This window comes from Taibaiella chishuiensis (assembly GCF_003014535.1).
Taxonomy (GTDB): domain Bacteria; phylum Bacteroidota; class Bacteroidia; order Chitinophagales; family Chitinophagaceae; genus Taibaiella; species Taibaiella chishuiensis.
Genome location: NZ_PYGD01000002.1, coordinates 386,636 through 412,829 on the forward strand (window position 1 = coordinate 386,636; position 26,194 = coordinate 412,829).

The window sequence follows — 26,194 nt, forward strand, 5'->3', positions numbered from 1 at the left end:
CGAAAGGGCTATGCAATACAGATATCTTACCATTACGATGGCAGCTACAATCATGGGCCTCTTATCCTGTGCCGGTACGGGTTCGGAAGGATCGGTACCGCGTACAGACAGCCTGGCGCAGCAAAGCGGGCAGGGCGGTATGCCCGAGCCATACGCCACACCTTCTGCCGTTAATTTCTCTAAAGTCAAAGGCTGGTCTGCAGGGCAATTGCCTGTAGCCCCTGCGGGTTTTACGGTAAAACAATTTGCATCGGGTTTGCAAAACCCGCGCTGGATCTATGTTGCGCCCAACGGCGATATCTTCGTTTCCGAAGCCAGTACGCAAAAGAGCGCGGTAGTCAAGGTACGCGATAAGATCATCGGTAAAGATAAATCGGAGCAGGCAGGGCCCACGGGCAGTGCCAACCGCATCACTTTATTCCGCGATAAAGATCATGACGGTGTTGCAGAGGAACGGTATGTCTTTCTTGAACGGCTCTACCAGCCTTTCGGTATGCTGATCCTGAACGGTTATTTTTATGTAGCCAATACCGATGGCCTCCTGCGTTTTCCCTATACCGAAGGACAAACCGTAATGAAGGCTGCAGGGCAACAGGTACTGCCGTTGCCTGCCGGCGGGTATAACAACCACTGGACACGCAACATCGTCAGCAATGCCGCCGGTACTAAACTTTATGTATCCGTGGGCTCGGGCAGCAATGTGGCCGAACATGGCATGGATAACGAAAAACGCAGGGCCAATATACTCGAGATCAATCCCGATGGCAGCGGCGAAAGGATATATGCTTCGGGGCTGCGTAACCCTGTAGGCATGGACTGGGCGCCCGGCGCCACTACCTTATGGACGGCCGTTAATGAACGCGATGGCCTGGGCGACGAGCTGGTGCCCGACTACCTTACCAGTGTGCGGGACGGTGGTTTTTATGGCTGGCCCTATGTGTATTGGGGCAGGCATGCCGATCCGCGCCTGGAGGGAAAAGGCAAGGAGTGGATCGGTAAGGCCATTGTACCCGATGTGCCGCTGGGTGCGCACACCGCATCCCTGGGCCTGGCTTTCGACCAGGCCGGTATATTCCCCGCACCTTATCGTGGCGGCGCTTTTATAGGACAGCACGGTTCCTGGAACCGTACCGAACTTACAGGCTATAAGGTCGCTTTTGTACCCTTTAAAAACGGCAAGCCTTCGGGCGGAATGCAGGACTTCCTGACGGGTTTCCGGATCGAAGGCAAGAAGGATGAGGTGTACGGCCGCCCGGTAGGCGTGGCTTTTACCGCCACCTATATGCTGGTGGCCGACGATGCCGGCAATACTATTTTCAGCGTATTGTCACCGGCAAAATAAGCAGTATCGACACATGCCTGTTGCATCTTGTTTATAAACAGGCATAGGCCTGGCGCCCGCTTCCTGTTTACTCCTTATCTTTAAGCCCTTAATGCTTGTTTATAACCCATAAAGGATATGGATCATACCCCTGAAACCATAAAACAAAAGAACAGCCGGATCAGTGTCTCGCTGATCGTCGTGAACGTCATCCTGCTTTTTATATTTGCCCATGTAGGCGCCGGCGGTGCCGATAATTCAGAAAGCCAGGCGATTGAGAACGGTATTATCTGTTTTACCGGTGTTATCGTTTTACTGGGCGGTTATGCCTTCAGTTATCATGGCAAAGGGTATCGTATCGGTAAATGGCTGTTTGGCATTGCCCTGCTTATCGGGCTTATCCTGCTCGGCCTGCTGTGGTATGTAGCACAACTGGCGCATGCCTTCCAACACTAATCATTATGAAACTGAATTTTATCAACAGGGCCTACCTGGCGTTGGCCTGCATCGTGCTGGTGGCCATTGTCGTGCGGATATGCCGGTATAAAAGCTGGGAACGTTATTACTATTTCAGCAGTATATCGGCGCCGGCATCCTACCCGGTATATGTAAGGGAGGCTTATTTTATCACGGCCGATCCTAACGACGACAGCTGGTTCGATAATCGGGATGTGAACGACTTCAACACCACCTGGGGCGACGAATACTTTTTCCCGGAAGTAAGAACGGCAATGCGCCTGCCCGAAAAACTGGTACTGAAATATGCATCCTACAGGGATAGTAAATTTTACCGCGATACCCTGGACCTGCCCCGGGAGCAGATCAGGCGGGCTTTTGAGCAAGCTGTTAAAAAGAACACCACCCGTAGCATGGGTACCAGCGACCAGGGCCGCCGCGGTCTTTATTTTGTGCTCGGCATCGGCAATGGCGGCAAGGTCGTGTTATGGTTGCGGGGCAAGGGTTTCGAGCAACAGGTACTGAAAACGGTGATCGCGGCCCGCGAGCCTGAAGGTGATGATACCTATTATCGCAAACGCCTGCCCAAACAGGAATACCTCGATGAAGTATTCGACCGCCTGCCCGATAGCCTGCGCCGGGAAATGGCCCGTGGCTGGGAAGCCGGCGCCAGTTACGGCGATAGTCTTTCGCACTACACCGGCAAGGACGTGGACTAATACTCCTTTGCGTAAAAAAAGAGAACACCCCGGCAGCAACCGGGGTGTTGTCTTTTTATGGATAGATTATACCTAACTTACCTTGGTATCTTCCAGCGTTTGGGCTTGCGCCGTGTCTTTTACTTCCTCCCGGGGCTTCTTTTTTCTATAACCTGCATTAATAAAATATACCCCGGTAACCGTAGTGGCAAAGGCTATGGCCGTATAAGGCGTTACCTTTTCGTTGAGGATCAGGAAACCCAGGCCCACCGCGATAAAGGGATTGATATAGGCATATACCGCTACCAGTCCTACCGGCAGGTTGCGGATGGCGTAGAGATAACAGAAATAAGAAAGCAGGGAGCCGAAAAGGATCAGGTAGACCAGGGCCCATATACTGTCGCTGCTTACGGTTTGCAGTTCGCTGTAATCATCCAGGAAGAAGGAGGCCAGGATCAGCGACAGGCCGCCACTGGTAAGCTGCAGCGCCGTATTGATATAAGGATCGGTAGTCGCGGCGCTCTTCTTCATATAGATCGTGCCGGCGGCCCAGGCCAGCGAAGCCAGGAAGGTTGCGATCACGCCCCAGAAATAACGCGCATCGCCCAGGTCGCTGAGGTTGTCTTTAAAAATAAGTACGATGCCCACACAGCCCAGCAATAAGCCCGTTACGATCTTTTTATTGAGGTCGCGGCCATCGCCGGTAATAAAATTGATCACCACCACGTACAGGGGCATAATGGAAACGATAAGCGCGGCAAGACCGCTCGGGATGTACTTTTCAGCCCATCCGATAACACCGTTGCCCAGGCCCAGCATCAAAATGCCGGGAATGACCTGGCGGATCACGTCGCGGTAACGGAAGCTGAATTTCTTTTTCAGGAAAGGAAGCACCAGCCAGAGTATCAGCGCCGCGGTACAGTGCCGCAGGCCGGAAAACAGGAAGGCGGGAAAGCCGGTCACACCTACACGCATAGCCAGGTAAGTAGTGCCCCATACCACGCAAACTACAGCAAGGGCCAGGTAGGCCCTGGTATTCTCTTTGAACATACAGGAAGGGAACATTGGGTTATATTGATTGCCGGAGGTAGGAAAGCCCGGAGGCCGGATCAACAAATGTCCCGACAAATGTGGCGAAATTTTTATTACCAATACAGATACAAAAACATTAATTTTGAGCGATACAGTTTGTCTTATGAAAACCCTCGCTTTATCCGCTAAAGAACATCTTTATCTCCGTATTGCCCAGAGCATCGAACGCCAGATCGACACCGGCGTATTGAAGATCGGGGATAAGCTGCCCTCTATCCGTATGGTATGCCGCGAACATGGCGTAAGCATGAGCACCGCTACCCAGGCCTATTTCGAGCTGGAGCGCAAAGCCCTGATCGAGTCGCGGCCCCAGTCGGGTTATTATGTACGGAGCTGTCCGCGCAAAAGGCTGGGCGTACCGGCTACCAGCAAACCCGTAAACCGGCATGGCAACGAGGGGCAACCCGAAGACATCATTACCCGCATCTACCAGGACATCAGCCGTAAGGATCTTACGCTGTTATCGCTGAGCGTGCCCTCCGACGAACTGTTGCCTATTGCCAAACTCAATAAAGGCATGGTACAGGCCATGCGCGAACTACCGGGCAGCGGCACCGCTTACGAAGACATACAGGGCAACGACAAACTGCGCCGCGATATTGCACGCTGGTCGTTTACCTGGGGCGGCAACCTGGAAGAAAACGATATCGTAACCACGGCGGGTAGTATGAACGCCATTTCCTTTTGCCTGATGGCGCTTACCGAAAGGGGCGATACCGTGGCCGTCGAAAGCCCGGTATACTTCGGCATCCTGCAACTGGCGCAGAGCCTGGGGCTTAAGGTGCTGGAACTGCCTACCAATGCCTGTACCGGGGTGGAGATCGATGCCTTGAAAAAGGCGTTGGAGCGTAACCAGGTCAAAGTATGCCTGCTGATCAGCAATTTTAATAATCCCCTGGGCAGCCGTATGCCCGACAGTCATAAGCAGGAGGTGGTGCGGCTGATGGAGCGGCATAATGTGCCGCTTATCGAAGACGATATTTATGGTGATGTATACTTTGGCGATAGCCGGCCGTTATGCTGCAAAAGCTTCGACGAGAGCGGCATTGTACTGTGGTGCGGTTCGGTATCGAAAACCCTGGCGCCCGGCTACCGTGTAGGCTGGGTAGCTCCCGGCAAGTTTAAGGAAGAGGTGATCCGCCGTAAGATCTTTCATTCCATCTCGGCAACAACGCTGACGCAGGAGGTGATCGCCAATTTCCTGGAAAACGGCCGCTACGAGAACCACCTGCGGCGGTTGCGGCAAACCCTGCACACCAGTTGCCTGCAATACATCCGTGCCATTGCCGAATATTTTCCCGAAGGTACCAAGGTAAGTCATCCCGACGGCGGCTTTGTGCTTTGGGTCGAACTGGATAAAAAGGCCGATACCATCGCCCTTTACGAAAAGGCGGTGCGGCATAAGATCAGCTTTGCCCCGGGCCGCATCTTTACCCTGCAGCAACAGTTTAATAATTGCATGCGGCTGAGCTATGGCGTACGCTGGAGCGATAAGCTGGACGATACCCTTAAGCTGCTCGGTAAGCTGGCGCATACGCATTAAATGAACAAGGCTGTCCCGGTAGCGGGACAGCCTTGCCTGTAAGTTTAAAGTAAAGTCTTATTTCTTATTGTTTATTGCGCAGGTTCTTCAGCATATCCTCCGTCATTTTTGCGAGGTCGAACTCATGCTTCCAACCCCAGTCGGCGCGGGCCTCGCTGTCGTCGATGCTTTGCGGCCAGCTGGCAGCGATCTGCTGCCGGTAGTCGGGTGCATAGTCGATCGTAAATTCGGGGATATGTAATTTAATGGATTCGCTGATCTCCTTGGGCGAAAAGCTCATGGCCGACAGGTTATAAGCTGTACGGTTCCGGATCTTTTCGGCCGGGGCTTCCATCAGTTCGATGGTGGCGCGGATGGCGTCATCCATATACATCATCGGCAGGTAAGTATCTTCGGAGAGGAAGCAGGTAAAGTGCTGCTTTTTCAGCGCTTCAATATAAATGTCGATGGCATAGTCGGTAGTACCGCCGCCGGGCGCCGATTTCCAGCTGATCAGGCCGGGATAACGCAGGCTGCGGATATCGAGGCCATAACGGTTAAAATAATATTGGCACCACAGTTCGCCGGCATATTTGCTGATACCGTATACGGTAGTCGGCTCCATAATGGTATGTTGCGGGGTATTTTGCCGGGGCGTATTGGGACCGAATGCGGCAATAGAGCTGGGCCAGTAGAATTTCTTCACCTTGTTTTCGCGGCAGATCTCCAGCAGGTTCAGCAGGCTTTGCATATTGATATCCCAGGCCCAGATCGGGTTGGCCTCGCCGGTAGCCGACAGGATGGCGGCCAGCAGGTATACCTGGGTAATATTTTCGCGGGCTACGATTTTGGCTACCTCTTTGGTATCCATTACGTCGAGGTTGAAGAACGGCCCGTTATCTTCCTTTAAAATTGGATGTTCTTCTCGTATATCAGTAGCGATTACATTGTTACGGCCATAAATTTTACGGAGCGCAAGCGTAAGTTCAACGCCGATCTGGCCTCCGGCACCGATAATGAGAATTTTATCCATAGGTTGCAAGATATCTCCCCCCGGGGAGCAGTTTTATTAAATGATTAAACAGGATATATGATTCCCTGCGCCGGGTAGGGTACCCGGCACAGGCACTTATTATTCTTTAGTTGAGGCTGATGCCTTCCGTTTTACAGATCAGTTCGATAAAATCGTCGAACAGGTAACGGGAGTCGTACGGGCCGGGGGTGCTTTCGGGGTGGTATTGCACCGAAAAAGCCGGTTTGTTTTTCATCCGGATACCTTCGATAGAATTATCGTTCAGGTTGATGTGGGTGATCTCCAGTTCCGGGTTGGCACGCGTAGCTTCGGGATCGATGCCAAAGCCATGGTTTTGCGTGGTGATCTCGCATTTGCCGGTAACCAGGTTCTTAACCGGGTGGTTCAGTCCGCGGTGACCATGGTGCATTTTGAACGTAGGGATGCCGTTGGCCTGCGCAAGCAATTGCTGACCGAGACAGATACCGAACAGGGCCTTACCGGAGTTCAGGATGTCTTTTACGGTATTTACCGCGTATTCCATAGAGGCCGGATCGCCGGGACCGTTGGAAATAAAGATGCCATGCGGGTTAAATGCGCTCAGTTCTGCAAAGCTGGTTTTGGCGGGGAATACTTTAAGGTAAGCGCCGCGGCTCACCAGCGAGGTAAGAATATTTCTTTTTACACCAAAGTCCAGTACCGCGATACGGATATCGGCGCTTTCGTCGCCTACGGTGTAGGGGGCATCGGTGGTAACGGCTGAGGAGAGTTCAAGACCTTTCATCGGCGGCACTTTGGCCAGCATCTGCTGCAGTTCGGCCAGGTCTTCCGTCTCAGAAGAGATCACGCAGTTCATCGCGCCTTTGGTGCGTACATGTTGTACCAGCGCCCGGGTATCTACATCCTGTATGGCCACGATATTGTGGTCGGTCAGGTAGTCGGCCAGCGAACCGGTTGCCGTCATGCGGGAATAGCGTTGTGCTATATTTTTACAGATCAGACCTTTAATGGTCACTTTATCGGATTCGGTATCTTCTTTATTGACGCCGTAGTTGCCGACATAACAGGTACTCATGATCAGCATCTGGCCGGTATAGCTGGGGTCGGTAAATATTTCCTGGTAGCCGGTCATGCCGGTCGTGAAACATAACTCTCCACCTGTAGTTCCTATTTTACCAAATGATTTTCCTTTGAAAAGTGTACCGTCTTCAAGTAAGAGATAGGCATTACGCGTATTCGTGTCCTGGGGCATTGATGTGAATTGACTTGTTTTTTTGGAGGTCAAAAGTATGCAAAGATACACTTGGAAAATTAAAAAGCGGCATAAAAAAAGCAGGAGGCTGAGGTGGCTCGGGTACCCGGCTTAAAATGCAGTTGGGCGGCGGCATACCGGTATAAAATATATGGTTTGCGAATAAATTAACCTCGTATTTACGGCCCGGGTTTTCGCGCGGCGGTCATGAAGTTATAAATGATGATCGCGGCTATGGGAAAAATATTTTTTTTATCGCCAATTAAACTTTGCTGCTTTATTTAAGTCCATTGACCTGGGTAAGGGTACGAACATTTAAATGTTCCATATAATAGTCAGATAATCAATTGTTTTTCAGTATATATATCCGGTATAATTTTTTATCTCTGAACGCTTTGAAATGTTCATATTTAATGTAATTTTACCCGGGCTAAAATCCAAACCAAAACCAACCAGAATAAGTCTTCTTTAACCAAACCAAAAGTATTTATGAGAAAAGTTGTTGAGAACGTGCGGAAGTTGCGGGAGTTACGCAATTTTACGCAGCAGCACATGGCAGATAAGCTGGAAATGACCCAGGGTAATTACGCACGGATCGAGAATGAAGAAATTAATTTATCCGAGGAAAGATTACAGAAGATTGCTGCACTTTTAGGCTATAGTGTCGAATTTATCACGGAGTTCGATATTGAAAAGATTAACAGTGGCGTTGCCGAGAAAAAAGACGCAGCAGAAGGGGATGTTTTCCAATATAAAATAAGTCCCGAACTGAAGCAGCTTTACGAAGGCCGGATCAAAGCGCTGGAGAGTTATATCGACGAACTGAAAGCCGAGATCCGCGAGCTGAAGGGCGTCCGGATCAATCCGCAGATCGTGTCCTGAACCGGGATACAACCTGTGTGAAGCAGAGGGCGGAACAGAAAGTCATTTTGACGATTTGTTCCGCCCCCTTATCTTTGCCGCCATGTACGCCTTAATCAAGTATGTCCTGTTTCGCCGGGATCCCGAGGTGATTCATTACTGGGTAATGAACAACCTGAAAAAATGGTATAAAAATCCGTTGACCCGGAGCTTTCTGAAAAAGAACTTTACGCTCGAAAAAAAGGAACTGGAGCGTACGCTATGGGGCCTCAAATTTAAAAACCCGGTAGGCCTGGCCGCGGGTTTTGATAAAGATGCAAAATATACGGACGAACTGGCCGGACTGGGTTTCGGATTTATCGAGATCGGTACCGTAACACCGCTGGCCCAGGATGGCAACGACAAACCCCGCCTGTTCCGCCTGCCCGAAGACAAGGCCCTGATCAACCGGATGGGGTTTAACAACGAAGGGGTAAAAGCGGCCGCCGCGCGCCTGCGCAACCGCAAATCCGATATCATCATCGGGGGTAATATCGGCAAAAACAAGATCACACCCAACGAACAGGCCACCAACGATTACGAGACCTGCTTCCGCGAGCTCTACGATGTAGTCGACTATTTTACGGTAAACGTGAGCAGCCCGAATACCCCTAACCTGCGCGAGCTGCAGGAAAAAGAACCCCTGCAACAATTACTGACCCGCCTGCAGATCATCAATACCGAACTGGGAAAAGAAAGACCCATTCTCCTTAAAATAGCACCGGATCTTACCCGCGAACAACTCGACGATATTATCGATATCGTCAATACCACACATATACATGGTATCGTGGCTACCAATACCACCATCAGCCGTGCCGGTCTTAAAACCGATGGCAAGACTGTAGAAGATATGGGCGCCGGTGGCGTAAGCGGCCTGCCGGTACGTGAAAAAGCGACCGATGTGATCCGTTATATCCACCAGCGCAGCAAAGGCGCTATTCCCATTATCGCTGCCGGCGGTATCTTTACGGCCAGCGACGCACGCGAAAAACTGGAAGCCGGCGCATCGCTGGTACAGGTATACACCGGCTTCATTTACGAAGGTCCGGCTATCGTTAAAAAAATATGTTCCGGTCTCTAACTTTAATCCCTGTCAAATAGTTTTACACGTTTATGGAACATCTTTTTACGGCCGATAATATCATCAGCTTTATCGTACTGGTCGTACTCGAAATTGTGCTGGGTATCGACAATGTGATCTTTGTCAGCATTATCCTGAACCGCCTGCCCCAGGCCCTGCAGAAAAAAGGCCGCCTGATCTGGATGGTCACCGGTATCGCGGTGCGATCGTTGTTGCTGTTTGCCCTGCAATGGTTGCTGGCACAAAAAGGCAAGCCCGTGTTTACCTTATGGGATAAGGGTTTCGACCTGGCCAGCCTCGTCATGCTCGGCGGCGGTATCTTCCTGATCTACAAAACCGTAATGGAGATCCACCACAAACTGGAAGGCGAAGAGGAGCATGCTAAAGATAAAAAGGGTACGCTTACCCTGGGTAAGGCGGTATTCCAGATTATCCTGATCGATATGATCTTCAGTTTCGATAGTATTATTACGGCAGGCGGTACGGCCAAGCACCTCGAGATTATGATTGCCGCCGTGGTGATCGCCATGCTGGTCATGTTCCTGTTCAGCGCCAATATCGCGGCGTTCATCCACAAACATCCGACCATCAAAATGCTGGCGCTTTCGTTCCTGGTAATGATCGGCTTTATCCTGCTGGTCGAGGGCTGGGACTCCGAGCGGTCGCATGAGCTGCACCTGAAGAACTACGCCTACTTCGCTATGGCCTTCTCTTTCCTGGTCGAGTTGCTCAATATGCGCCTGCGTAAAAAGACAAGTCCGCCGGTGACGCTGCGCGAACCCACACTGGACGAAAAAGAAGCACAACAATAAGTATCGTAAACAGAGCCGGTATAAAACAAAAAGCGGGACATGGTCATCATGTCCCGCTTTGTATGGATGACCCCGGCAGGGGGGATTTTACTTTTTCTTCGCCAGGTAAAACAGCGTATTGCCGTTGGCGGGCGCCATGATGCGCGTTGCTGCGGCGCTGATGCGTTCGCGGGTTACCTCCAGGTAGTTGTCCAGTTCGGTATTCATCAGTTCTGCATTGCCCAGCAGTTCGTAAAAAGCTAGGTTATTGGCCCTTGACAACAGGTTCATGTCCTCGAATATGATCATGGCTTCGATCTTGTTCTTGGCCTTGGTCAGCTCTTCGTCGCTGATCCCGTTTTCCTGGAGCTCGCGGATCTGTTGTTCTATGGCTTCGTTGGCGGCCCCGGGCGATACTCCGGCAATCAGTTTGCCTTCGATAACGAGCAGGCCCGGATCGGTGCTACCGGTATGGTGGCAGGAAATATTGCTGAAGAACTGCTGTTCTTTAACCAGCTTCTGGTAGAGGCGCGAGGAGTGGCCGCCGCCCAGTACTTCGGTAATGATATCGGCTTCGTAATACTCGGGGTTGAGGCGGTCGCCCATATGCCAGGCTTTATACAGCGCATCGTAGGGTACATCGGCTTCCACGGTCTGTGTTCTCGGGGCTTCCTGGCGGCCTTCAGCGGGCAGGTTACGCTGGTACTTTTCGCCACCGGGTATATCGCCGAACCATTTTTCGGCCAGTGCTTTTACCTCGGCAACGGTGGTATCGCCGGCCACACACAATACAGCATTCTGCGGACAGTAGTGTTTGGCGAAAAAGGCTTTTACATCGGCCAGCTGGGCATCTTCGATATGTTTCAGTTCTTTACCGATGGTCATCCATTGGTAGGGGTGTTGTTTATAGGCCAGTTCGCGCAGGTATTTCCATACATCGCCGTAAGGTTTGTTGATGTAATGTTCTTTAAACTCTTCACATACCACTTTACGTTGTACCTCCAGGCTGTTTTCGTTAAAGGCGAGCGAGAGCATACGGTCGCTTTCCAGCCAGAAGGCGGTCTCCATATTCTCGCGGGGCAACTGGATATAGTAATTGGTAATATCGTTGGTGGTATAGGCGTTGTTCTCGCCGCCGGCCATCTGCAGCGGTTCGTCGTAGTCGGGTATATTTACCGAACCGCCAAACATCAGGTGCTCGAACAGGTGGGCAAAGCCGGTTTGTGCCGGGTTTTCGTCGCGGGCACCTACATCGTACAATACATTAAAGGCGATCATCGGTGTGGTGTGGTCCTCGTGTACAATTACCCGTAAGCCGTTAGCCAGCGTAAACTTTTCAAATGAGATCATGTCGGTATTTTTTTAAGCCTTACGGCAATTACGATAGGGGTTACAAACCAAGCCACTCCTGCATTTTACGGATGGCAGGCATCATGTCCTGTTTTACTTTCAGGTCTTTCATCTGCACGAAATATTCCCGTGCTTTGATCCTGTTCTTGCGCACCATCTCCATATCGGTAAGGGCCAGCAGGGCCATTGCAATATCGTTCTGGTTTTTGATGCCGTCGTTCAGCGACTCTTCCAGCAGGATCTTCGCTTCATCGAAGTTATCCTTTTCGCGGGCAATAAAACCTTTTACAAACAGGTAATAGGCTTTTTGTTTCTTGTCGAGGCGGTCGGGCTGGGTGGTATAATCGATAATACGTTCGGCCTCGGCATAGTCTTCCTTGCGCAGCTGCGACAGGGCCAGGGCAACCGAGCCTTTGCGGAAGTAACCGAACAACAGGATAACGGAACAGATACTGGTGATGATAAGCAAGCTCCAGATGCCGATTACAGCGGCAGTAACCGATAAAGCGGCGCAGAGCAACAATAAAATAATACGGGAAAAAGGTGTAAACATGCAGGTCCTGGATAAAAAACTCCGGCAAAATTACCCGAAAAATGACAGCACAGCAAACGGATTACAAGAAAAAGGAAACCGGGCCGGATTTCTGTTCGCGAGGTCCCCTTTCGGGAGCCCTCGGGACAAAGTCATGTGATGCAGCGGCAAGGTTAAAGATGCAAGATTTCCGTCTCCTGTTCGCAAGGTCCCTTTTGGGGAGACCTCGCGACGAAGAGCAGTTGACAGCGCTGTGTTCGCCGCGCTCGCTGCGAGACAATTTTACAGGATGTTTTGATCCGGTTGGATTTCGACGTCTTGCATCCCTTTCGCAAGGTCCCCTTTCGGGAGACCTCGCGACGAAGTCATATTATACAGCTGTACGATTACAGGTGTGAATTTTTCAACTTCCTTTCGCAAGGTCCGCTTTGGGAGATCTCGAGACGAAGTCATGTGAAGCAGCAGCAAGGTTAAAGATGCAAGGTCTTCAACCCCTTTCGCAAGGTCCCCTTTCGGGAGACCTCGCGACGAAGAGCAATGCTGTAGCAGAAAAAAGGACCTGCTGCGGGTGCAACAGGTCCTTTTTAATAGTATTCAACCGGTCCGGCTTAGCCGTGAGAAAGGTTCTTTTCGAAAGTAGCTTCTTCTTTTTTATGCTCCTGGTGTGCTTTCGCAGCTTTTACGAAGGCAACAAACAGTGGATGCGGCGTTTCTACCGTGCTTTTGTATTCGGGGTGGAACTGGGTGCCGACAAAGAAGGGATGGTCTTTCAGTTCGATCACCTCTACCAGGCCGGTGCTCGGGTTCTTACCGGCAGGCAGCATACCCGCCTGTTCAAAGGCTTCGAGGTAGTTATTGTTGAACTCGTAACGGTGACGGTGACGTTCCTGGATCAGGTGTTTGCCATAAATACCGGACAGCCTGGAACCTTGTGCCAGTTCGCAGTCGTAGGTACCCAGGCGCATGGTACCGCCTTTGTGCTGGATGTCTTTTTGTTCATCCATCAGGTGGATTACCGGGTTAGCGGTATCCGGGTTCATTTCGGTAGAGTGGGCATCTTTAAGGCCCAGGATATTACGGGCAAATTCCACGGCTGCACATTGCATGCCCAGGCAAATGCCGAAGAAAGGAATATTATTTTCGCGGGCATAACGGATCGCGTCGATCTTGCCTTCGATACCGCGGCTGCCAAAACCAGGGGCTACCAGTACGGCATCCAGGTTTTGCAGTTTCTCGGCCGCATTTTCGGGAGTCAGGTATTCGGAATGGATATTGCGGACTTCTACTTTGCACTCGTTTACCGCCCCGGCGTGGATCAGCGATTCGAGAATGGATTTATAGGCATCCTGCAGTTCTACGTATTTGCCGATCAGGCCCACGGTGATCTTCGACTTGGGGTAACGCAGCTTGGTCAGGAACTCCTTCCATTTGCTCAGGTCGGGTTCGTTGCCCAATGGCATTTCCAGCAGTTTCAGGGAGATCACATCCAGCTTCTCGAGCATCATCTCGATGGGTACACCATAAATGGTATCGGCATCGCGGGCTTCGATTACGGCCTCGGGACGCACGTTACAGAACAGCGCAATTTTCTTTTTCAGATCGTTGTACAGCGGTTCTTCGGTACGGCATACGATAATATCGGGATGGACCCCGTTTTCACTCAGCATCTTAACGGAGTGCTGGGTAGGTTTGGTTTTAAGTTCTTTGGCCGCTTTCAGGTAAGGGATCAGGGTCAGGTGGATCACGATACAGTTTTCGTTGCCCAGTTCCCATTTCAGCTGGCGTACGGCCTCGATATAGGGGAGCGATTCGATATCGCCTACAGTACCACCCAACTCGGTGATTACTACATCGTATTTGTTTTCATTGCCCAGCAGGCGGATACGGCGTTTGATCTCGTCGGTGATATGGGGGATCACCTGTACGGTCTTGCCGAGGAAAGCGCCTTCCCGCTCTTTGTTGATTACATATTGGTAAACACGGCCGGTGGTTACGTTGTTGGCCTGCGATGTAGGGGTGTTGAGGAAACGCTCGTAGTGACCGAGGTCAAGATCGGTTTCGGCACCATCGTCGGTCACAAAACACTCACCATGCTCATAGGGGTTGAGGGTCCCCGGATCTACGTTGATATACGGGTCGAATTTCTGGATCGTGGCGCTGTAACCACGTGCCTGTAATAGTTTTGCTAATGAAGCGGCAATAATGCCCTTGCCCAATGAAGAAGTAACCCCGCCGGTTACAAAAATGTACTTAGTCATGATGTTTCCTTTTGCGACCGGAGGATGTAAATGAAAATCCAGTAAAATTTATCGGTCATGCAAAGGTAAAGAGAATTATCAGGACGGAAAAACCTAAGCCCCGTTTTTTATGAAAACAGCCTGGAAAGCATGATGGGAGCAGGTAATGCCTGCATAGGTATTCGTTATGGACGCGGTACCTATATCCTTATAACGAGATTAAATCCGGCAGGTTCTGTTTTTCGAAAGCAGGACCTTATTTTTGCATAAAAAGTGCTGCAAAACGTACGACACATCATTTTTGACTTCGGAGGCGTACTCCTGAATATAGATTATAAAAGAACGGAACAGGCTTTTGTAGACCTGGGACTCACGGAATTCGGCCGCTTGTATTCGCAGTTGCAGCAAACCGACCTGTTCGACCGTTTCGAAACCGGCAAAATCGGCGGACCTGAATTTATCCGGGAGCTGAAAACATCGACGGGCCTGCAGGCTACCGAGGCCCAGGTAACCGACGCCTGGAACGCCATGCTGCTCGACCTGCCCCTGCGCCGGCTGCAGATCCTGCAACAACTGCAATTGCATTTCGATACCTTTTTGCTGAGCAATACCAACGAGATACACGAAGCGGCTTTTAATAAGATCCTGAAGGCACAGGCCGGTTTCCAGTCGATGGGCGTATTTTTCGATAAAGTATATTATTCGCACCATGTAGGGCTGCGTAAACCCGGCCCCGAAATTTTCAGGATGATCCTCGAACAAAATGGCCTGAGCGCTGAAAAAACGCTTTTTATAGACGACAGCCCGCAGCATATCGCCACCGCGAAGGCTCTGGGACTGCAAACGATCTTTCTGGAGCCCGGCATGACCATCGAGGACGATATCTTTAAACCGAAACAATAACCCTGTTTATTTGTTACACCTTACGCTAAACCCCTTAACCGCATATGTCCGGACAGATACAACAATGGCAGCAGCAGATCGACGAAGTTACCCATAACTTCCGCGAGGAGTTCGGTACCCTGAACGCCGAAGAGCTGAACCGTAAACCCAATGGCAGTACCTGGTCCATAGCCGAAAACATGGAGCACCTGATCTCGGTTAACGATTCGTACTTCCCGATCGTGGAGCAATTAAAGGCCGGTAGCTATAAAACGCCCTTCCTGGGTAAAAGTGCTTTTTTCGTAAAGTTTATGGGCAATACATTGCTTAAAAGCGTAGCGCCCGACCGGAAAAAGAAAATGAAAACCTTCCCGGTATGGGAACCCAAGAACGGGAGTGTGAACCCTGATATCCTGCAGGCTTTCGTAAAGCACCAGGGCGCCCTGAAAAAGCTGGTCGCTGAGTCGGAACCGTTTCTCCAGCGGGGCACGGTTATTTCGTCGCCGGCCAACCGCAATATCGTCTATACGCTCGAACGCGCCTTCGAGGTAATCATCGCGCACGAGCAACGCCATTTTAACCAGGCCTCTGAAGTAATGGATGCCATATTCGTGAACCAATACAAATATGATATCTGAGCTGATCGCGGCAGTAGGCCGCGATGTTAAGCTTAGGGCTGCCGACGAGGCCCTTATCGGCGCCGGCTTTAAAGAACGCCGCTTTAAACGGAATGCTGTGCTGCTGCAATGCGGCGAGGTAGCGCACGAGGCTTTTTTCCTGCTCAGTGGTACCCTGCACCAGTTCTATATCGACGAAGCAGGCAGGGAGCGTACCTGTAACTTCTGTTTCGAAAAAGAGTTTATTACCGACCTGGAAAGCTTTTCGCAGCAGACCCGCTCCGCATCATCGATCAAAGCCCTGACTCCGGTACATTGCCTGAGCATACGCTGCACCGACCTGGTGGCGCTCCTGCAGCAGTCGCCGGCCATGGCCGAATTCTTCCGCATCCTGGTCGAGCGCGTGGCCCAGCGCAGTATACGCCGTACCAAATCCCTCTTATCCTTCTCTGCAGAACAACAATTGCAGGAGCTGACCGATGAACGGCCCGATATTTTCCAGCATGTACCGCAACGGTATATTGCCCAATACCTGGGTATTGCCCCCGAAAGCCTGAGCCGTATCCGCAAACGCCTGATGCAGGCTGCAAAATCATAACCCGGATCATTGTTTCGTCGCCCGGGTCGCTGTTACCTTTGTCCTAAAAACAGCAGGTTATGCAAACCTTACTTGGCGCCGGCGGTGCAGTCGGCATCCCCCTGGCAAAAGAACTAAAACAGTTTACGGATAAAATAAGACTGGTAAGCCGCAATCCGGTGCGGGTCAACGAAGACGACGAACTTTTTGCTGCTAACCTTACCGACAAGGCCGCGGTACAACGGGCTGTAGCCGGTTCGGAAGTGGTGTACCTGATTGCCGGCCTGGAATACAGCCGTAAGGTATGGCGCCGCGACTGGCCGGTTATTATGGCCAATGTGATCGAGGCCTGCCTGGCGGCCAACAGCAAACTGGTGTTTTTCGATAATGTGTATATGTATGCCCGTACCGAAATACCCCATATGCGGGAAACCGCTTCGATCGGGCCTTCCAGCGAAAAGGGCAAAGTAAGGGCCGGCCTGGTGGCGCAGCTTTTCGATGCGGTGCACAACCGCGGGCTTAAAGCCCTGGTCGCCCGCAGTGCCGATTTCTACGGGCCCGGCGTAAAAAACAGTCCCTTACAGATCTCCGTGGCCGATAAATTCAAACAGGGTAAAAAGGCCTTCTGGATGGCCGATGCGGGCAAAATACATTCCTTTACCTATATTCCCGATGCGGCAAAGGCTACGGCGCTGCTGGGCAATACGCCCGATGCCTATGGTGAAGTATGGCACCTGCCTACCTCGGCCGAACGCCTTACCGGTGCGCAATACATCGCAATGACGGCTGCAGCTATGGGCGTAAAACCCCGGTATTATATCCTCTCCGAATTCATGCTGGGCCTGCTGGGCCTGTTTGTGCCCATGGTGGGCGAACTGAAAGAAATGGTATACCAGTACAACCGGGATTACTTTTTCGACAGCAGCAAATTCGAACAGCGTTTCCTCCTGGAACCGACGGCATACGAAACGGGGATAAAAGCCGTGGTGGCCGCTTACAGGTAGTCGCTGTCGCGCTTCAGCAGGGCGCGGTACTTATTGAGGATACCGGCTTTGGATACAAAGCCTTTGTACCGGTTATCGGCATCGACCACCGGGTAGATCGGTATATTCTGGTTTTCCATATCCCGCATTACCTCCAGGGCATTGGCATCGATAGTTACGGTATCGGTTAGCGGGTGCATCAGTTCTTCCACCGGGGTTGCCGACTGTTCCGAATCTTTATTGATGAGGATCTCGAGCAGTTCTTCACTGTTGATAACACCGAGTAACAGGCCATCTTTCGCGACTACCGGGAAAATATTCCGTTGGGTATGGATAATATCGTAGCTTCTTTCCGAGGGTGTATCTTCCGGTTTCAGGATAATGAAATCGTCCTCGATCAGGTATTTGAGTTTGATGCGGCGCAGGATGGCGCGGTCTTTAAACTCCGGTGTAGCCAGGTCGCCGCTTTCTGCAAGACTTTTGGTATAGATCGAATGTTGCAGGGTACCCTTGTTGATAAAGTAAGCAATAGCCGAGACAATCATTAAGGGTACCATCAGTTCGTATCCGCCGGTAATTTCCGCGATCAGGAAAATGCCGGTGAGCGGAGCATGCATAATGCCACTGAGGGCAGCGGCCATGCCCGCCACGATAAAATTGGTAGTGTTGAGCTGGATCCAGCCGAACTGGTTGATGGTATGTGCAAAGATAAACCCGATAAAGGCGCCCATAACCAGGCTGGGGCCAAAGGTGCCGCCATTGCCACCGCTATAGATCGTAAGCAGCGAGGCCAGCGATTTGCCAAACAGGGTGAGGGTGGCAAAACCCAGCAGGATCCAGGGATTGTCCTTGAAATCGGAAAAAAAGCTATTGGCCAGCAGCGATTCATATTTCCCGTTCATCAGCTGCTGGATGGTAATATAACCTTCGCCGTACAGGGCGGGTAACAGGGCAATGAACAGCCCGATCATAATACCGCCGATCCATACTTTGTTATAGGTGTTCTTAATTTTTGAAAACTGGCGCTGTACATAAAAGTTCAGCTTGAAGAAATAGATTGAAAAGGCGCCTACGAGCAGGGCCATAATGGTGTAAAATACCAGGGCCTGCATCTGCCAGCCTTCCGTAACAAGGAAGAACAGGGGTTTGGCATACAGGACACGGGCCACCACCGATGCGGTGGCTACGGCGATGAGCAAGGGGATAAAGGCCGGTATGGAAAAAGTCGGCAGCAGGATCTCGATGGCAAATACCATGCCGGCTATAGGACTGTTAAAAGCGCCCGCAATACCGGCGCCTGCGCCACAGGCGAGCAACAGGGTTACTTCCCGGTAATTGAGCCCGAAAAAGCGGCCTATATTCGAGCCAATGGCCGAGCCGCTGGTAACGATAGGGGCCTCCAGGCCCACCGAACCGCCAAACCCCGTCGTGAGTGCGCTGCTGATGATCTGCGAATAGATATTATGAAAATCTACACGGCCCGAATTGCGCGATATGTCGACCATCAGCGGCGTAAGGCCGTGTTTGAATTTGCGTTTGCGGATAAAGGTCTTAATGTATAAAACGGTAAGAAAGATACCGATGAGGGGAAAAAACAGGTAGAGGTAATATTTGTACTTCCATTGCAGGCCGTTTTGCAGGAACTCTTCGATCAGGTGGGTCAGTTGCTTGAGCAGTGCGGCGGCCAGTCCACCGAGGATACCCACAACGAAAGCTGCGATGATCAGGAAATTTGCTTTGGAAATACGTTGTTTCCGCCACAGGTTAAACTGTTCTATAAGCGCTACCGTTTTTGCGTTCATTGCTGGCCGTTTGAGTTCCCGGAATCCGGTATGAGGAAGAAGGCTGCAAAGATAGACTTAAAAACAGGCTTTTATTGGCGTATAAACAGGTGCTTAACATTTTTTAAAGTATCTTGCAGCCGCTTAAAGCTTTTACTATATGGATTCTATCATCGCATTTTTTCATCAGTTGTACGACCCTATCAAGACGACATTGATGAACCCCGACTGGATCATGGCTCATGGAGGATTGTATCTTGTCGCTTTTATCATTTTCGCAGAAACAGGCCTGCTCGTAGGCTTTTTCCTGCCCGGAGATTCCCTGCTCTTCATTACCGGTATCGTGATTGCCGGTAGCAAAAACACCCCCGTACCTTTCGACAACCACATCGTTAACCTCATATTCTGGATCATCCTGCTTACCGTCGCCGGTGTTATCGGCAACTTCGTCGGTTACTGGTTCGGTAAAAAAACCGGCCCCCTGCTCTTCGAACGGAAAGATACCTGGCTGATCAAGAAAAAACATATCCAGCAGGCGCATGAGTTTTATGATAAGAAAGGCGGCGTAGCGGTGATCTTCGCCAGGTTCCTGCCTATCGTACGTACGTTTGCACCGATCGTTGCCGGTGTGGTAAAAATGGACTTCAAGAAATTCGCCTTATACAACATCGTAGGCGCCATCCTCTGGATCGCGAGCCTGGTTTCGCTCGGGTTCGTACTCGGCGAAAACGAATGGGTAGAGCGCAACCTGGAACTGATCATTATCGCACTGGTACTGGTTACTACCGGGCCTGTGTTGTTCAAAATGTTCTTCGGCAAAAAGAAACAACCCGATCAGAAGGTCAACGAGCCTGATGAAATGGCGGTTTAAGAAAATAAATGCCCCGGTTCGTTACCGGGGCTTTTTTTATGAATTATATTTGAACTATGATAGCTACAGATCCCCGTATCGACGCTTATATCGACCAGGCTGCGCCCTTTGCCCGGCCTTTATTGCAACACCTCAGGGCTTTGATCCACAAACATTGCCCGGGTGTGGAAGAGACCATAAAATGGGGCTTCCCGCATTTCGTGTATAAAGGCAAGAACCTGTTCAGTATGGCTTCCTTCAAGCAGCATTGCGCCTGCAACTTCCGCCTGGCGCCTGTTATGCAGGATACGCACGGCCTGTTGCAGGTGGACGATCGGGAAGCTATGGGCCACCTGGGCCGCATTACCCGCCTGGAGGACCTGCCCGCAGACAAGGTATTCGTGGCTTATCTTAAAGAGGCGATGAAGCTTACCGAAGCGGGTGCGCAATTGCCTAAGGCCGAAAAGAAGGCTGCGCCACCCGAAGTAGTGCCGGACTTTATCCTGGCCGAACTCAGGAAAAATAAAAAAGCCCTGGCCACCTTCGAAGGATTCAGCGCTTCGCACCGGCGCGAGTACCTCGAATGGATTACGGAAGCCAAATGGGAAGAGACCCGCAACAAACGACTGGCCCAGGCCATCGAATGGCTGGCCGAAGGCCGGCAGCGCCACTGGAAGTATATGTAAGCCGCAGCCTGCATGTTTCTTGCCCGGCACAACACCGAAGACCCGGATTGCCTATTTTTGCAACCGTGAATTACCTTACCCGCTACGCCCCGCTGTTATTACTGCTTGCCTGTTATGGCTCCCTGACTTCTGAAACGTATGCCCAGTCCCTGCAGGACACGCTACACGAAGTGCAGGTAAGCGACCGGGCACAGGTACAGGACGCCCGGGCCGGCTTTACGGCCGGGCAGCAGGTACAGACCATAAGCAGCGTTTATAAAGAGGTATACCAGGTACAATCGCTGGCCGGCCTGCTCTCGCAGCAAACCCCTGTTTTTATCAAATCCTATGGCGTCAACAGTATGGCTACGCTCTCTTTCCGCGGCGCCTCGGCAGCGCAGTCTGCGGTACTGTGGAACGGTGTTCCCATCCTTAACCCGGCCCTCGGCGTGGCCGATATTTCCCTGCTCAATACCGGCTTGTTCGACCGCATCAGCCTGCAATACGGCAGTGCCGCCGCTTTGTATGGCAGTGGTAATGTGGGCGGGGCATTGATGCTCGAACGTAATGTGCCCGATTTCAGCCCGGGCCGGTCCCTGCGGGCTACTATAGGCGGCGGCAGCTTTGGCCGGCGCGACCTGCAGCTCGCCGGGCAGTGGCAGCAACGCCGGTGGAGCGTAGGCCTTAAAACTTTTTACCAGCAGGCTGCCAACGATTTTAATTATATCAATAACCTGGGCCAGGAGGAACGGCTGCCCAACGCCCGACTGAAAGCGGGTGGGGTACTGGCTTCTGTCGATTACGACCTGAGCCGGCGACCCGGCGATAAAACCGAGCTGCTCTCGCTGGATCTCTGGTTCCAGCAGTACCGGCGCGAGATCCCGCCGGCCCTGTTCGAGTCGGGCTCTGTAAAACGCCAGACCGACGCCTCTTTCCGGAGTTTTGCCGAATGGCAGAAGACCTTGGACCGGAGCCATTTTTACGTGCGGGCTTCGTATAACCGCGAATTCCTGCGTTACCAGGATGGGGTCGTGCTGCCCGATAATAAAAACAATATGACCCAGTATTACCAGGAGCTGGGCTGGAAGTACAGCCTGAACAAAGCTTCCGGCAACCCTGCCTTCCTGCATGAGCTACTGGTGTTCAGTCCGCTGCAGTTTGCAGTGGCCGAAGGAGAGAATATCAGTAAAAGTGAAACCCAGCTGCGGCCCGCACTGGTGGCCACATACAGCATACGTACGCCCAACGATAAGCTGAAGGCTAATGCTGCCCTGCGGCAGGAGTGGATCAATGGCGATGCCGCTCCCTTATTGCCGGGTATCGGCGCCGCCTGGCGGTTTTTCGAAAAGACACGGCAGCTATCGTCGGTAAGCTGGCAGTTGCGCGCCAATGTACAACGTACTTACCGCTTTCCTACTTTAAACGAATTGTATTACTTCCCTGGCGGCAATAAAGACCTGAAGCCCGAACAGGGCTGGAACCAGGATGCCGGTTATACCTTTACGTTCCGGCTGGCCGGGGCCGCCGATGCTACCCGGAGCCGTCTCTTGTTCAGTCATGACCTTGCTGCCTTTAACCGCAATATTAAAGACTGGATCTATTGGCTGGGCGGCGCTATATGGACGCCCTATAATATTGCGGAAGTGCACAGCCGCGGTCTTGAAACTGATAATAAAATAGAATACCTGGCCGGCAGCTGTAAACTGCATTTCGGTTTACGGTCGGCCTATGTGATTTCAACTTCCGAAGCTTCTTACTTGCCCAACGATGGCAGTAAAGGCAAGCAGGTGCCGTATGTGCCGCGTTATAACGGGCAGTTCAACCTGGGCTTTACCTGGGCCGGTTGCTTTGTGAATTACAACCATACCTATACCGGTTACCGCTTTACCACTATCGATGAATCGCAGTTTCTCGAACCTTACAATACCGGCAACCTGCAGGTGATGTATACCTTTACCAGGGCCGCTTATACGCTGAAGGCCGCAGCCCAGGTACAGAACCTCTGGAACACGGCCTACGAGGTGGTATCGGCAAGACCCATGCCCGGCCGCTATTTCCTGTTCAGCCTGCAGCTGGGACTTAAGGGATAAAACAAAACCACAGCGGTAAAGCTGTGGCCTGCTACAATGCGAAAACTACTATTACTGAGGTGTATAGGGGACAGGGCTAGTACGTAAAGATCTTGGTATAGGAACCGGAAACGGTTTCTGTAACTGGGGATTGGGTAGAGCCTTCTACTACGGGGGTGTAGTGGAGCGTCATGGGAGCGCCTGCATTCGACACCACGATAGATACCGAGATGCTTGCCATCGGGCGAATGCTTTCTACAACGACATCATTGCCGGAAGCTACATCTTCTGTTTCGATAGAGATCAGCGGTTCGTTGCTGCGGGTAGCGCCGTTCACTTTCCAATAAGTATTGGCGCCAGAACCATCGGCGCCGTTTATAGTAATACTCACGTCGTCGTTTTCACTGAGGTTAAGGTCTTTAACCGAGATCGTGAACTTGGCATTCTTCAATGTGATACCGGGAGGTACCAGCGGGTTATTGTTGTCTTTGGAGCAGGAGGAGAGCAGGGCCGCGGTAAGCAGCACCGCCGCGCCATTCAGGATGTGTTTGTTACGGAACGGTAACTTCATGATTTGTTTTGTTTTAGTGTTTAAGTAAGCCCGGGAAGGTGGCCCGGACTGGTATTGTACAACTCTTTATGTGGTGCTTATTGCCAGGTTAGCAGGCTGTTAGCGTATCCTGCGCTGCTGCCCCTGATGCAGGCCTGGCTTGTGTTTCGCGTGCCGGTAGTATACATTTATACTTTGGAAGCGCAAAAATAGACCCCTGTGTTTTGACGGGCAATACCGGAAACCCATGGTTTTTTTCTACTGGTATTCCGGTATTTTTTGTTACCAGTAAATTTGCTCCTTAAATCTTCTTTATTTTGTCCTATGCTTAAACCGATCTGCCTGTTTTTCCTGATGTTTTATGGCGTTTTCTGCTGTAAGGCGCAGATCCCCATCGACATGGATCATTTTATCGACAGCCTCGAAACCCGGCTGCGTACCGAACGGTCCGATAGCATCAGTGCCCGTATACATTTCCTGCTTACCGATGCCTGGATGTTCCGGGATACGGCAAAAGCCCATGCCAACCTCAATAAAGGTCGCGAGCTGAGCCGTAAGTATCCTTACCTCGAAGGCATCTCCTATGCGATGGAGGGCGCTTTTTATTATGCCGTAGACCTCGACCGCAGCGAGCTGGCCTATCATAAAGCCGATGCGCTGCTCAGCAAATTCGACGATAAGCAAACGTATTTTGTGAGAGCCAATATCTGGGGCAACTGCGCCAGCATCCTGCAACGCAGGGACGATGACCGGGGGTTTGTAGACATTATGCTGAACAAGGCCCTGCCCCTGGCCAAGCTAAGCGGACGCAAGGCATTGGTCGGTTCGCAATATGTCAATGTTGGGCTTGCTTTTATGGAGCTGGAACAATACAAGGAGGCTAGCCTGTATTTCGATAAGGCCATCGAAAACCTGGAATCGGAAGGCGAACCGGTAAGGCTTGTCTCTGCTTACAACAGGGCTATCGAAAACTATATCAAGCTGAAGGACCTGGGTAAAGCCAAGGACCTGCTCGATAAGGCAAGGGAGATCCTGGCCCCTTATCCCCAGTCCGATCAGTATGCGGGATTTTATCTTTCCGAAGGTCTTTTTTATAACGAAATGGGCGCTTATGCAAGGGCATTGGAGAGCTTTGATAAAGGGATTATGTCGGCCAAAGGACCCAATAAGTTTTCGAAGATACTGGAGCTGAAAAATGCACGGATCGAGGCGCTGATCGGTACGGGCAGGTACGAGGCGGCCAAAAGGCAACTCGACGAACTGACCCGGGACGACGAGTTGATGTCCTGGGGAGAAGACCGCCTGGAGGTATACGAGCATTATGCGGCAGTCTATGCCGGTATGGGCAATATGAAAGAAGCCTATACCTGGTTGCACAAGGCCTATATACTGAACGATAGTTTATATGATACCAAGTTCAAGAACGATATCAATATGATGGAGATGCGGTATGATCGTGTCGAAAACCAGAAGAAGATTGCAGAACTGAACAACAAGAACCAGAAAGCCGTGATGGCGGCGAAGACCAACCGTTTACTGAGCTGGCTGCTGGGGTCGGTTTGCGTGTTCCTGCTTATCGTAGCCCTGCTCGCGCTGTTGTATTACCGCAACAATAAAAAGCTGGCAGTGCAGCAGGAGCTTAATCACCGGCAACAATTGAAAGAGATCGAGCAGCAGCAACAGCTTACGATTACCACGGCGATGCTGAAAGGAGAAGAGCAGGAACGTAACCGTATTGCCCGCGACCTGCACGACGGCCTGGGTGGCATGCTGGCCGGTGTAAAGATCAACCTGTCGGGCCTGGCTCAGCATACAACCGATGGCGACATCGATCCCGGGCTCAATAAAGTAATCGGGCAGCTGGATAATTCGGTAAGCGAATTGCGGCGCATAGCCCGTAACATGATGCCGGAGACCCTGATGAAATTTGGACTGGAAACGGCTTTGAAGGATCTCTGCGAATCGGTGATGTCGGACCAGGTACATATCGACTTCCAGTGTTTCGGTATACAGCCGGACATCAGCCTGGAAAAACAGATCACCATTTACCGTATCATACAGGAAGTGCTGTCCAATGCGGTGCGCCATGCGCAGGCCAGCCGTATCGTATTGCAATGCAGCCAGAACGAATCGGTGTTTTTTATTACCGCCGAAGATAACGGCAAAGGATTCGATACCGCTACACTGGCGCAGAAGCAGGGTATGGGTTTTAATAATATTCAGAACAGGGTAGACTATCTTAAAGGATCGCTGGAGATCATATCGGCGCCGGGAGAGGGTACTACCATAAATATCGAACTTAATGTCGCAGGATAAAATACAACTGGCGATCGTCGACGATCATCCGCTTATCATACAGGGGTTGCAAACCCTGCTGCAGGATAAAGCGGACATAGCCATAACCGGCAGCTTTACCACGGGCGCCGACTTCATGACCTTTCTCAAGGCCAATACCGTGCATATCGTACTGCTCGATATTACGCTGCCCGATGTAAACGGTATGGACCTGTGCCGCGACATCAAGCGGGTATCGCCTGATACCTATGTGCTGGCGCTCAGCAACCATAACGAACGCAGCATGATTATGCAGATGCTGCATAACGGGGCCAGCGGTTATCTGCTGAAGAATGCCTCGGGACGCGAACTCTCGGATTGTATCGACGAGGCCCTGAGCGACCAGGTTACCTTTAGCAGGGAAGTAAAAGAAATTATTGCGCGGCCTGCGCTTAATGAATTAAAAGGCATACCGCAGCTGACCAAAAGAGAAAAAGAGATACTGAAACAGATTGCCGATGGTAAAACCACAGTGGTCATTGCAGAGCAGCTTTCGCTGAGCCCGCTTACCATCGAAACGCACCGGCGTAACCTGATGCAGAAGTTCGAAGCCAAGAACGTGGCGGAACTGATCCGGATGGCTATGCAGCAGAAAATGCTCTGACGTTCGTCGGTGTCAAAATAGCTGAAGGCGCTGCA

General features: G+C 51.4%; 24 protein-coding genes. 16 read left to right on the forward strand and 8 right to left on the reverse strand.

Going from position 1 to position 26,194, the window contains the following annotated elements:
- The first annotated feature begins 10 nt into the window (after positions 1-10).
- The 3 genes from B0I18_RS09155 to B0I18_RS09160 all read left to right on the forward strand — a co-directional run bounded on the left by B0I18_RS09155 (position 11) and on the right by B0I18_RS09160 (position 2,496).
- Positions 11-1,342: a PQQ-dependent sugar dehydrogenase gene (locus B0I18_RS09155; RefSeq protein ID WP_106522383.1), complete on the forward strand. Its 1,332-nt coding sequence runs from the start codon at positions 11-13 to the stop codon at positions 1,340-1,342.
- Between the two features lie 117 nt (positions 1,343-1,459).
- Positions 1,460-1,777 carry a hypothetical protein gene (locus tag B0I18_RS24935; RefSeq protein ID WP_146146706.1) on the forward strand — a complete coding sequence of 106 codons (318 nt, stop codon included), beginning with the start codon at positions 1,460-1,462 and terminating at the stop codon, positions 1,775-1,777.
- Between the two features lie 5 nt (positions 1,778-1,782).
- Positions 1,783-2,496 carry a DUF2931 family protein gene (locus tag B0I18_RS09160; protein ID WP_181358398.1) on the forward strand — a complete coding sequence of 238 codons (714 nt, stop codon included), beginning with the start codon at positions 1,783-1,785 and terminating at the stop codon, positions 2,494-2,496.
- Positions 2,497-2,568: 72 nt separating this feature from the next.
- Here the strand turns inward: B0I18_RS09160 and B0I18_RS09165 are convergent, their stop codons facing one another.
- Positions 2,569-3,540 carry a DMT family transporter gene (locus B0I18_RS09165; protein WP_219905949.1) on the reverse strand — a complete coding sequence of 324 codons (972 nt, stop codon included), beginning with the start codon at positions 3,538-3,540 and terminating at the stop codon, positions 2,569-2,571.
- 130 nt (positions 3,541-3,670) lie between these two features.
- Here B0I18_RS09165 and B0I18_RS09170 point away from each other — a divergent pair, with 130 nt between their 5' ends.
- Entirely contained in the window at positions 3,671-5,110 is a 1,440-nt protein-coding gene (locus B0I18_RS09170; RefSeq protein WP_106522385.1) for an aminotransferase-like domain-containing protein, read from the forward strand.
- A 64-nt stretch (positions 5,111-5,174) separates the two neighbouring features.
- On the opposite strand, the gene B0I18_RS09175 is transcribed toward B0I18_RS09170, so the two are convergent.
- Positions 5,175-6,122, reverse strand: coding sequence for an NAD-dependent epimerase/dehydratase family protein (locus B0I18_RS09175; protein ID WP_106522386.1), 948 nt, complete (start codon positions 6,120-6,122; stop codon positions 5,175-5,177).
- A 106-nt stretch (positions 6,123-6,228) separates the two neighbouring features.
- Positions 6,229-7,353 carry a glutamine-hydrolyzing carbamoyl-phosphate synthase small subunit gene (gene carA / locus B0I18_RS09180; protein ID WP_106522387.1) on the reverse strand — a complete coding sequence of 375 codons (1,125 nt, stop codon included), beginning with the start codon at positions 7,351-7,353 and terminating at the stop codon, positions 6,229-6,231.
- 489 nt (positions 7,354-7,842) lie between these two features.
- Between carA and B0I18_RS09185 the strand changes: the two genes are divergently transcribed.
- From B0I18_RS09185 to B0I18_RS09195, 3 genes are all read left to right on the forward strand, one after another.
- The gene (locus tag B0I18_RS09185; RefSeq protein ID WP_106522388.1) at positions 7,843-8,235 is read left to right on the forward strand and encodes a helix-turn-helix domain-containing protein; all 393 of its coding nucleotides are present in this window, start codon (positions 7,843-7,845) and stop codon (positions 8,233-8,235) included.
- 82 nt (positions 8,236-8,317) lie between these two features.
- Positions 8,318-9,337 (forward strand): quinone-dependent dihydroorotate dehydrogenase, encoded by a 1,020-nt coding sequence (locus B0I18_RS09190; RefSeq protein WP_106522604.1) that lies wholly within the window; start codon positions 8,318-8,320, stop codon positions 9,335-9,337.
- Between the two features lie 32 nt (positions 9,338-9,369).
- Positions 9,370-10,149, forward strand: coding sequence for a TerC family protein (locus B0I18_RS09195; RefSeq protein WP_106522389.1), 780 nt, complete (start codon positions 9,370-9,372; stop codon positions 10,147-10,149).
- 87 nt (positions 10,150-10,236) lie between these two features.
- Here B0I18_RS09195 and B0I18_RS09200 read toward each other — a convergent pair whose 3' ends face one another.
- From B0I18_RS09200 to B0I18_RS09210, 3 genes are all read right to left on the reverse strand, one after another.
- Positions 10,237-11,478, reverse strand: coding sequence for a M16 family metallopeptidase (locus tag B0I18_RS09200; RefSeq protein ID WP_106522390.1), 1,242 nt, complete (start codon positions 11,476-11,478; stop codon positions 10,237-10,239).
- Positions 11,479-11,518: 40 nt separating this feature from the next.
- On the reverse strand, positions 11,519-12,031 hold the full coding sequence (locus tag B0I18_RS09205) for a hypothetical protein (protein WP_106522391.1): 513 nt from the start codon (positions 12,029-12,031) through the stop codon (positions 11,519-11,521).
- Between the two features lie 587 nt (positions 12,032-12,618).
- Positions 12,619-14,268, reverse strand: coding sequence for a CTP synthase (locus B0I18_RS09210; protein WP_106522392.1), 1,650 nt, complete (start codon positions 14,266-14,268; stop codon positions 12,619-12,621).
- Between the two features lie 252 nt (positions 14,269-14,520).
- Here B0I18_RS09210 and B0I18_RS09215 point away from each other — a divergent pair, with 252 nt between their 5' ends.
- Genes B0I18_RS09215 through B0I18_RS09230 form a run of 4 tightly spaced genes read left to right on the forward strand, consistent with a single transcriptional unit; the run spans position 14,521 to position 17,327 of the window.
- Positions 14,521-15,150, forward strand: coding sequence for an HAD family hydrolase (locus B0I18_RS09215; RefSeq protein ID WP_106522393.1), 630 nt, complete (start codon positions 14,521-14,523; stop codon positions 15,148-15,150).
- Positions 15,151-15,194: 44 nt separating this feature from the next.
- Positions 15,195-15,767: a DinB family protein gene (locus tag B0I18_RS09220; protein ID WP_106522394.1), complete on the forward strand. Its 573-nt coding sequence runs from the start codon at positions 15,195-15,197 to the stop codon at positions 15,765-15,767.
- Complete coding sequence (locus B0I18_RS09225) at positions 15,757-16,344, forward strand: Crp/Fnr family transcriptional regulator (protein ID WP_106522395.1); 588 nt, start codon at positions 15,757-15,759, stop codon at positions 16,342-16,344. The genes B0I18_RS09220 and B0I18_RS09225 overlap by 11 nt, the downstream gene beginning before the upstream one ends.
- A gap of 59 nt (positions 16,345-16,403) precedes the next feature.
- The gene (locus tag B0I18_RS09230) at positions 16,404-17,327 is read left to right on the forward strand and encodes an NAD-dependent epimerase/dehydratase family protein (RefSeq protein WP_106522396.1); all 924 of its coding nucleotides are present in this window, start codon (positions 16,404-16,406) and stop codon (positions 17,325-17,327) included.
- Here the strand turns inward: B0I18_RS09230 and B0I18_RS09235 are convergent.
- Positions 17,318-19,108 carry a chloride channel protein gene (locus tag B0I18_RS09235; protein WP_106522397.1) on the reverse strand — a complete coding sequence of 597 codons (1,791 nt, stop codon included), beginning with the start codon at positions 19,106-19,108 and terminating at the stop codon, positions 17,318-17,320. The genes B0I18_RS09230 and B0I18_RS09235 overlap by 10 nt on opposite strands.
- Before the next feature lie 139 nt (positions 19,109-19,247).
- Here B0I18_RS09235 and B0I18_RS09240 point away from each other — a divergent pair, with 139 nt between their 5' ends.
- The 3 genes from B0I18_RS09240 to B0I18_RS09250 all read left to right on the forward strand — a co-directional run bounded on the left by B0I18_RS09240 (position 19,248) and on the right by B0I18_RS09250 (position 22,692).
- Complete coding sequence (locus tag B0I18_RS09240; RefSeq protein WP_106522398.1) at positions 19,248-19,958, forward strand: DedA family protein; 711 nt, start codon at positions 19,248-19,250, stop codon at positions 19,956-19,958.
- 56 nt (positions 19,959-20,014) lie between these two features.
- Entirely contained in the window at positions 20,015-20,623 is a 609-nt protein-coding gene (locus B0I18_RS09245; protein ID WP_106522399.1) for a YdeI/OmpD-associated family protein, read from the forward strand.
- Between the two features lie 65 nt (positions 20,624-20,688).
- Positions 20,689-22,692: a TonB-dependent receptor gene (locus B0I18_RS09250; protein ID WP_181358399.1), complete on the forward strand. Its 2,004-nt coding sequence runs from the start codon at positions 20,689-20,691 to the stop codon at positions 22,690-22,692.
- A gap of 76 nt (positions 22,693-22,768) precedes the next feature.
- Here the strand turns inward: B0I18_RS09250 and B0I18_RS09255 are convergent, their stop codons facing one another.
- Entirely contained in the window at positions 22,769-23,242 is a 474-nt protein-coding gene (locus B0I18_RS09255; protein WP_106522401.1) for a hypothetical protein, read from the reverse strand.
- A 303-nt stretch (positions 23,243-23,545) separates the two neighbouring features.
- Here B0I18_RS09255 and B0I18_RS09260 point away from each other — a divergent pair, with 303 nt between their 5' ends.
- Together B0I18_RS09260 and B0I18_RS09265 are read left to right on the forward strand one after the other, a co-directional pair.
- Complete coding sequence (locus tag B0I18_RS09260) at positions 23,546-25,537, forward strand: tetratricopeptide repeat-containing sensor histidine kinase (protein ID WP_106522402.1); 1,992 nt, start codon at positions 23,546-23,548, stop codon at positions 25,535-25,537.
- Positions 25,524-26,159: a response regulator transcription factor gene (locus B0I18_RS09265; protein WP_106522403.1), complete on the forward strand. Its 636-nt coding sequence runs from the start codon at positions 25,524-25,526 to the stop codon at positions 26,157-26,159. The genes B0I18_RS09260 and B0I18_RS09265 overlap by 14 nt, the downstream gene beginning before the upstream one ends.
- Positions 26,160-26,194: the final 35 nt, after the last annotated feature.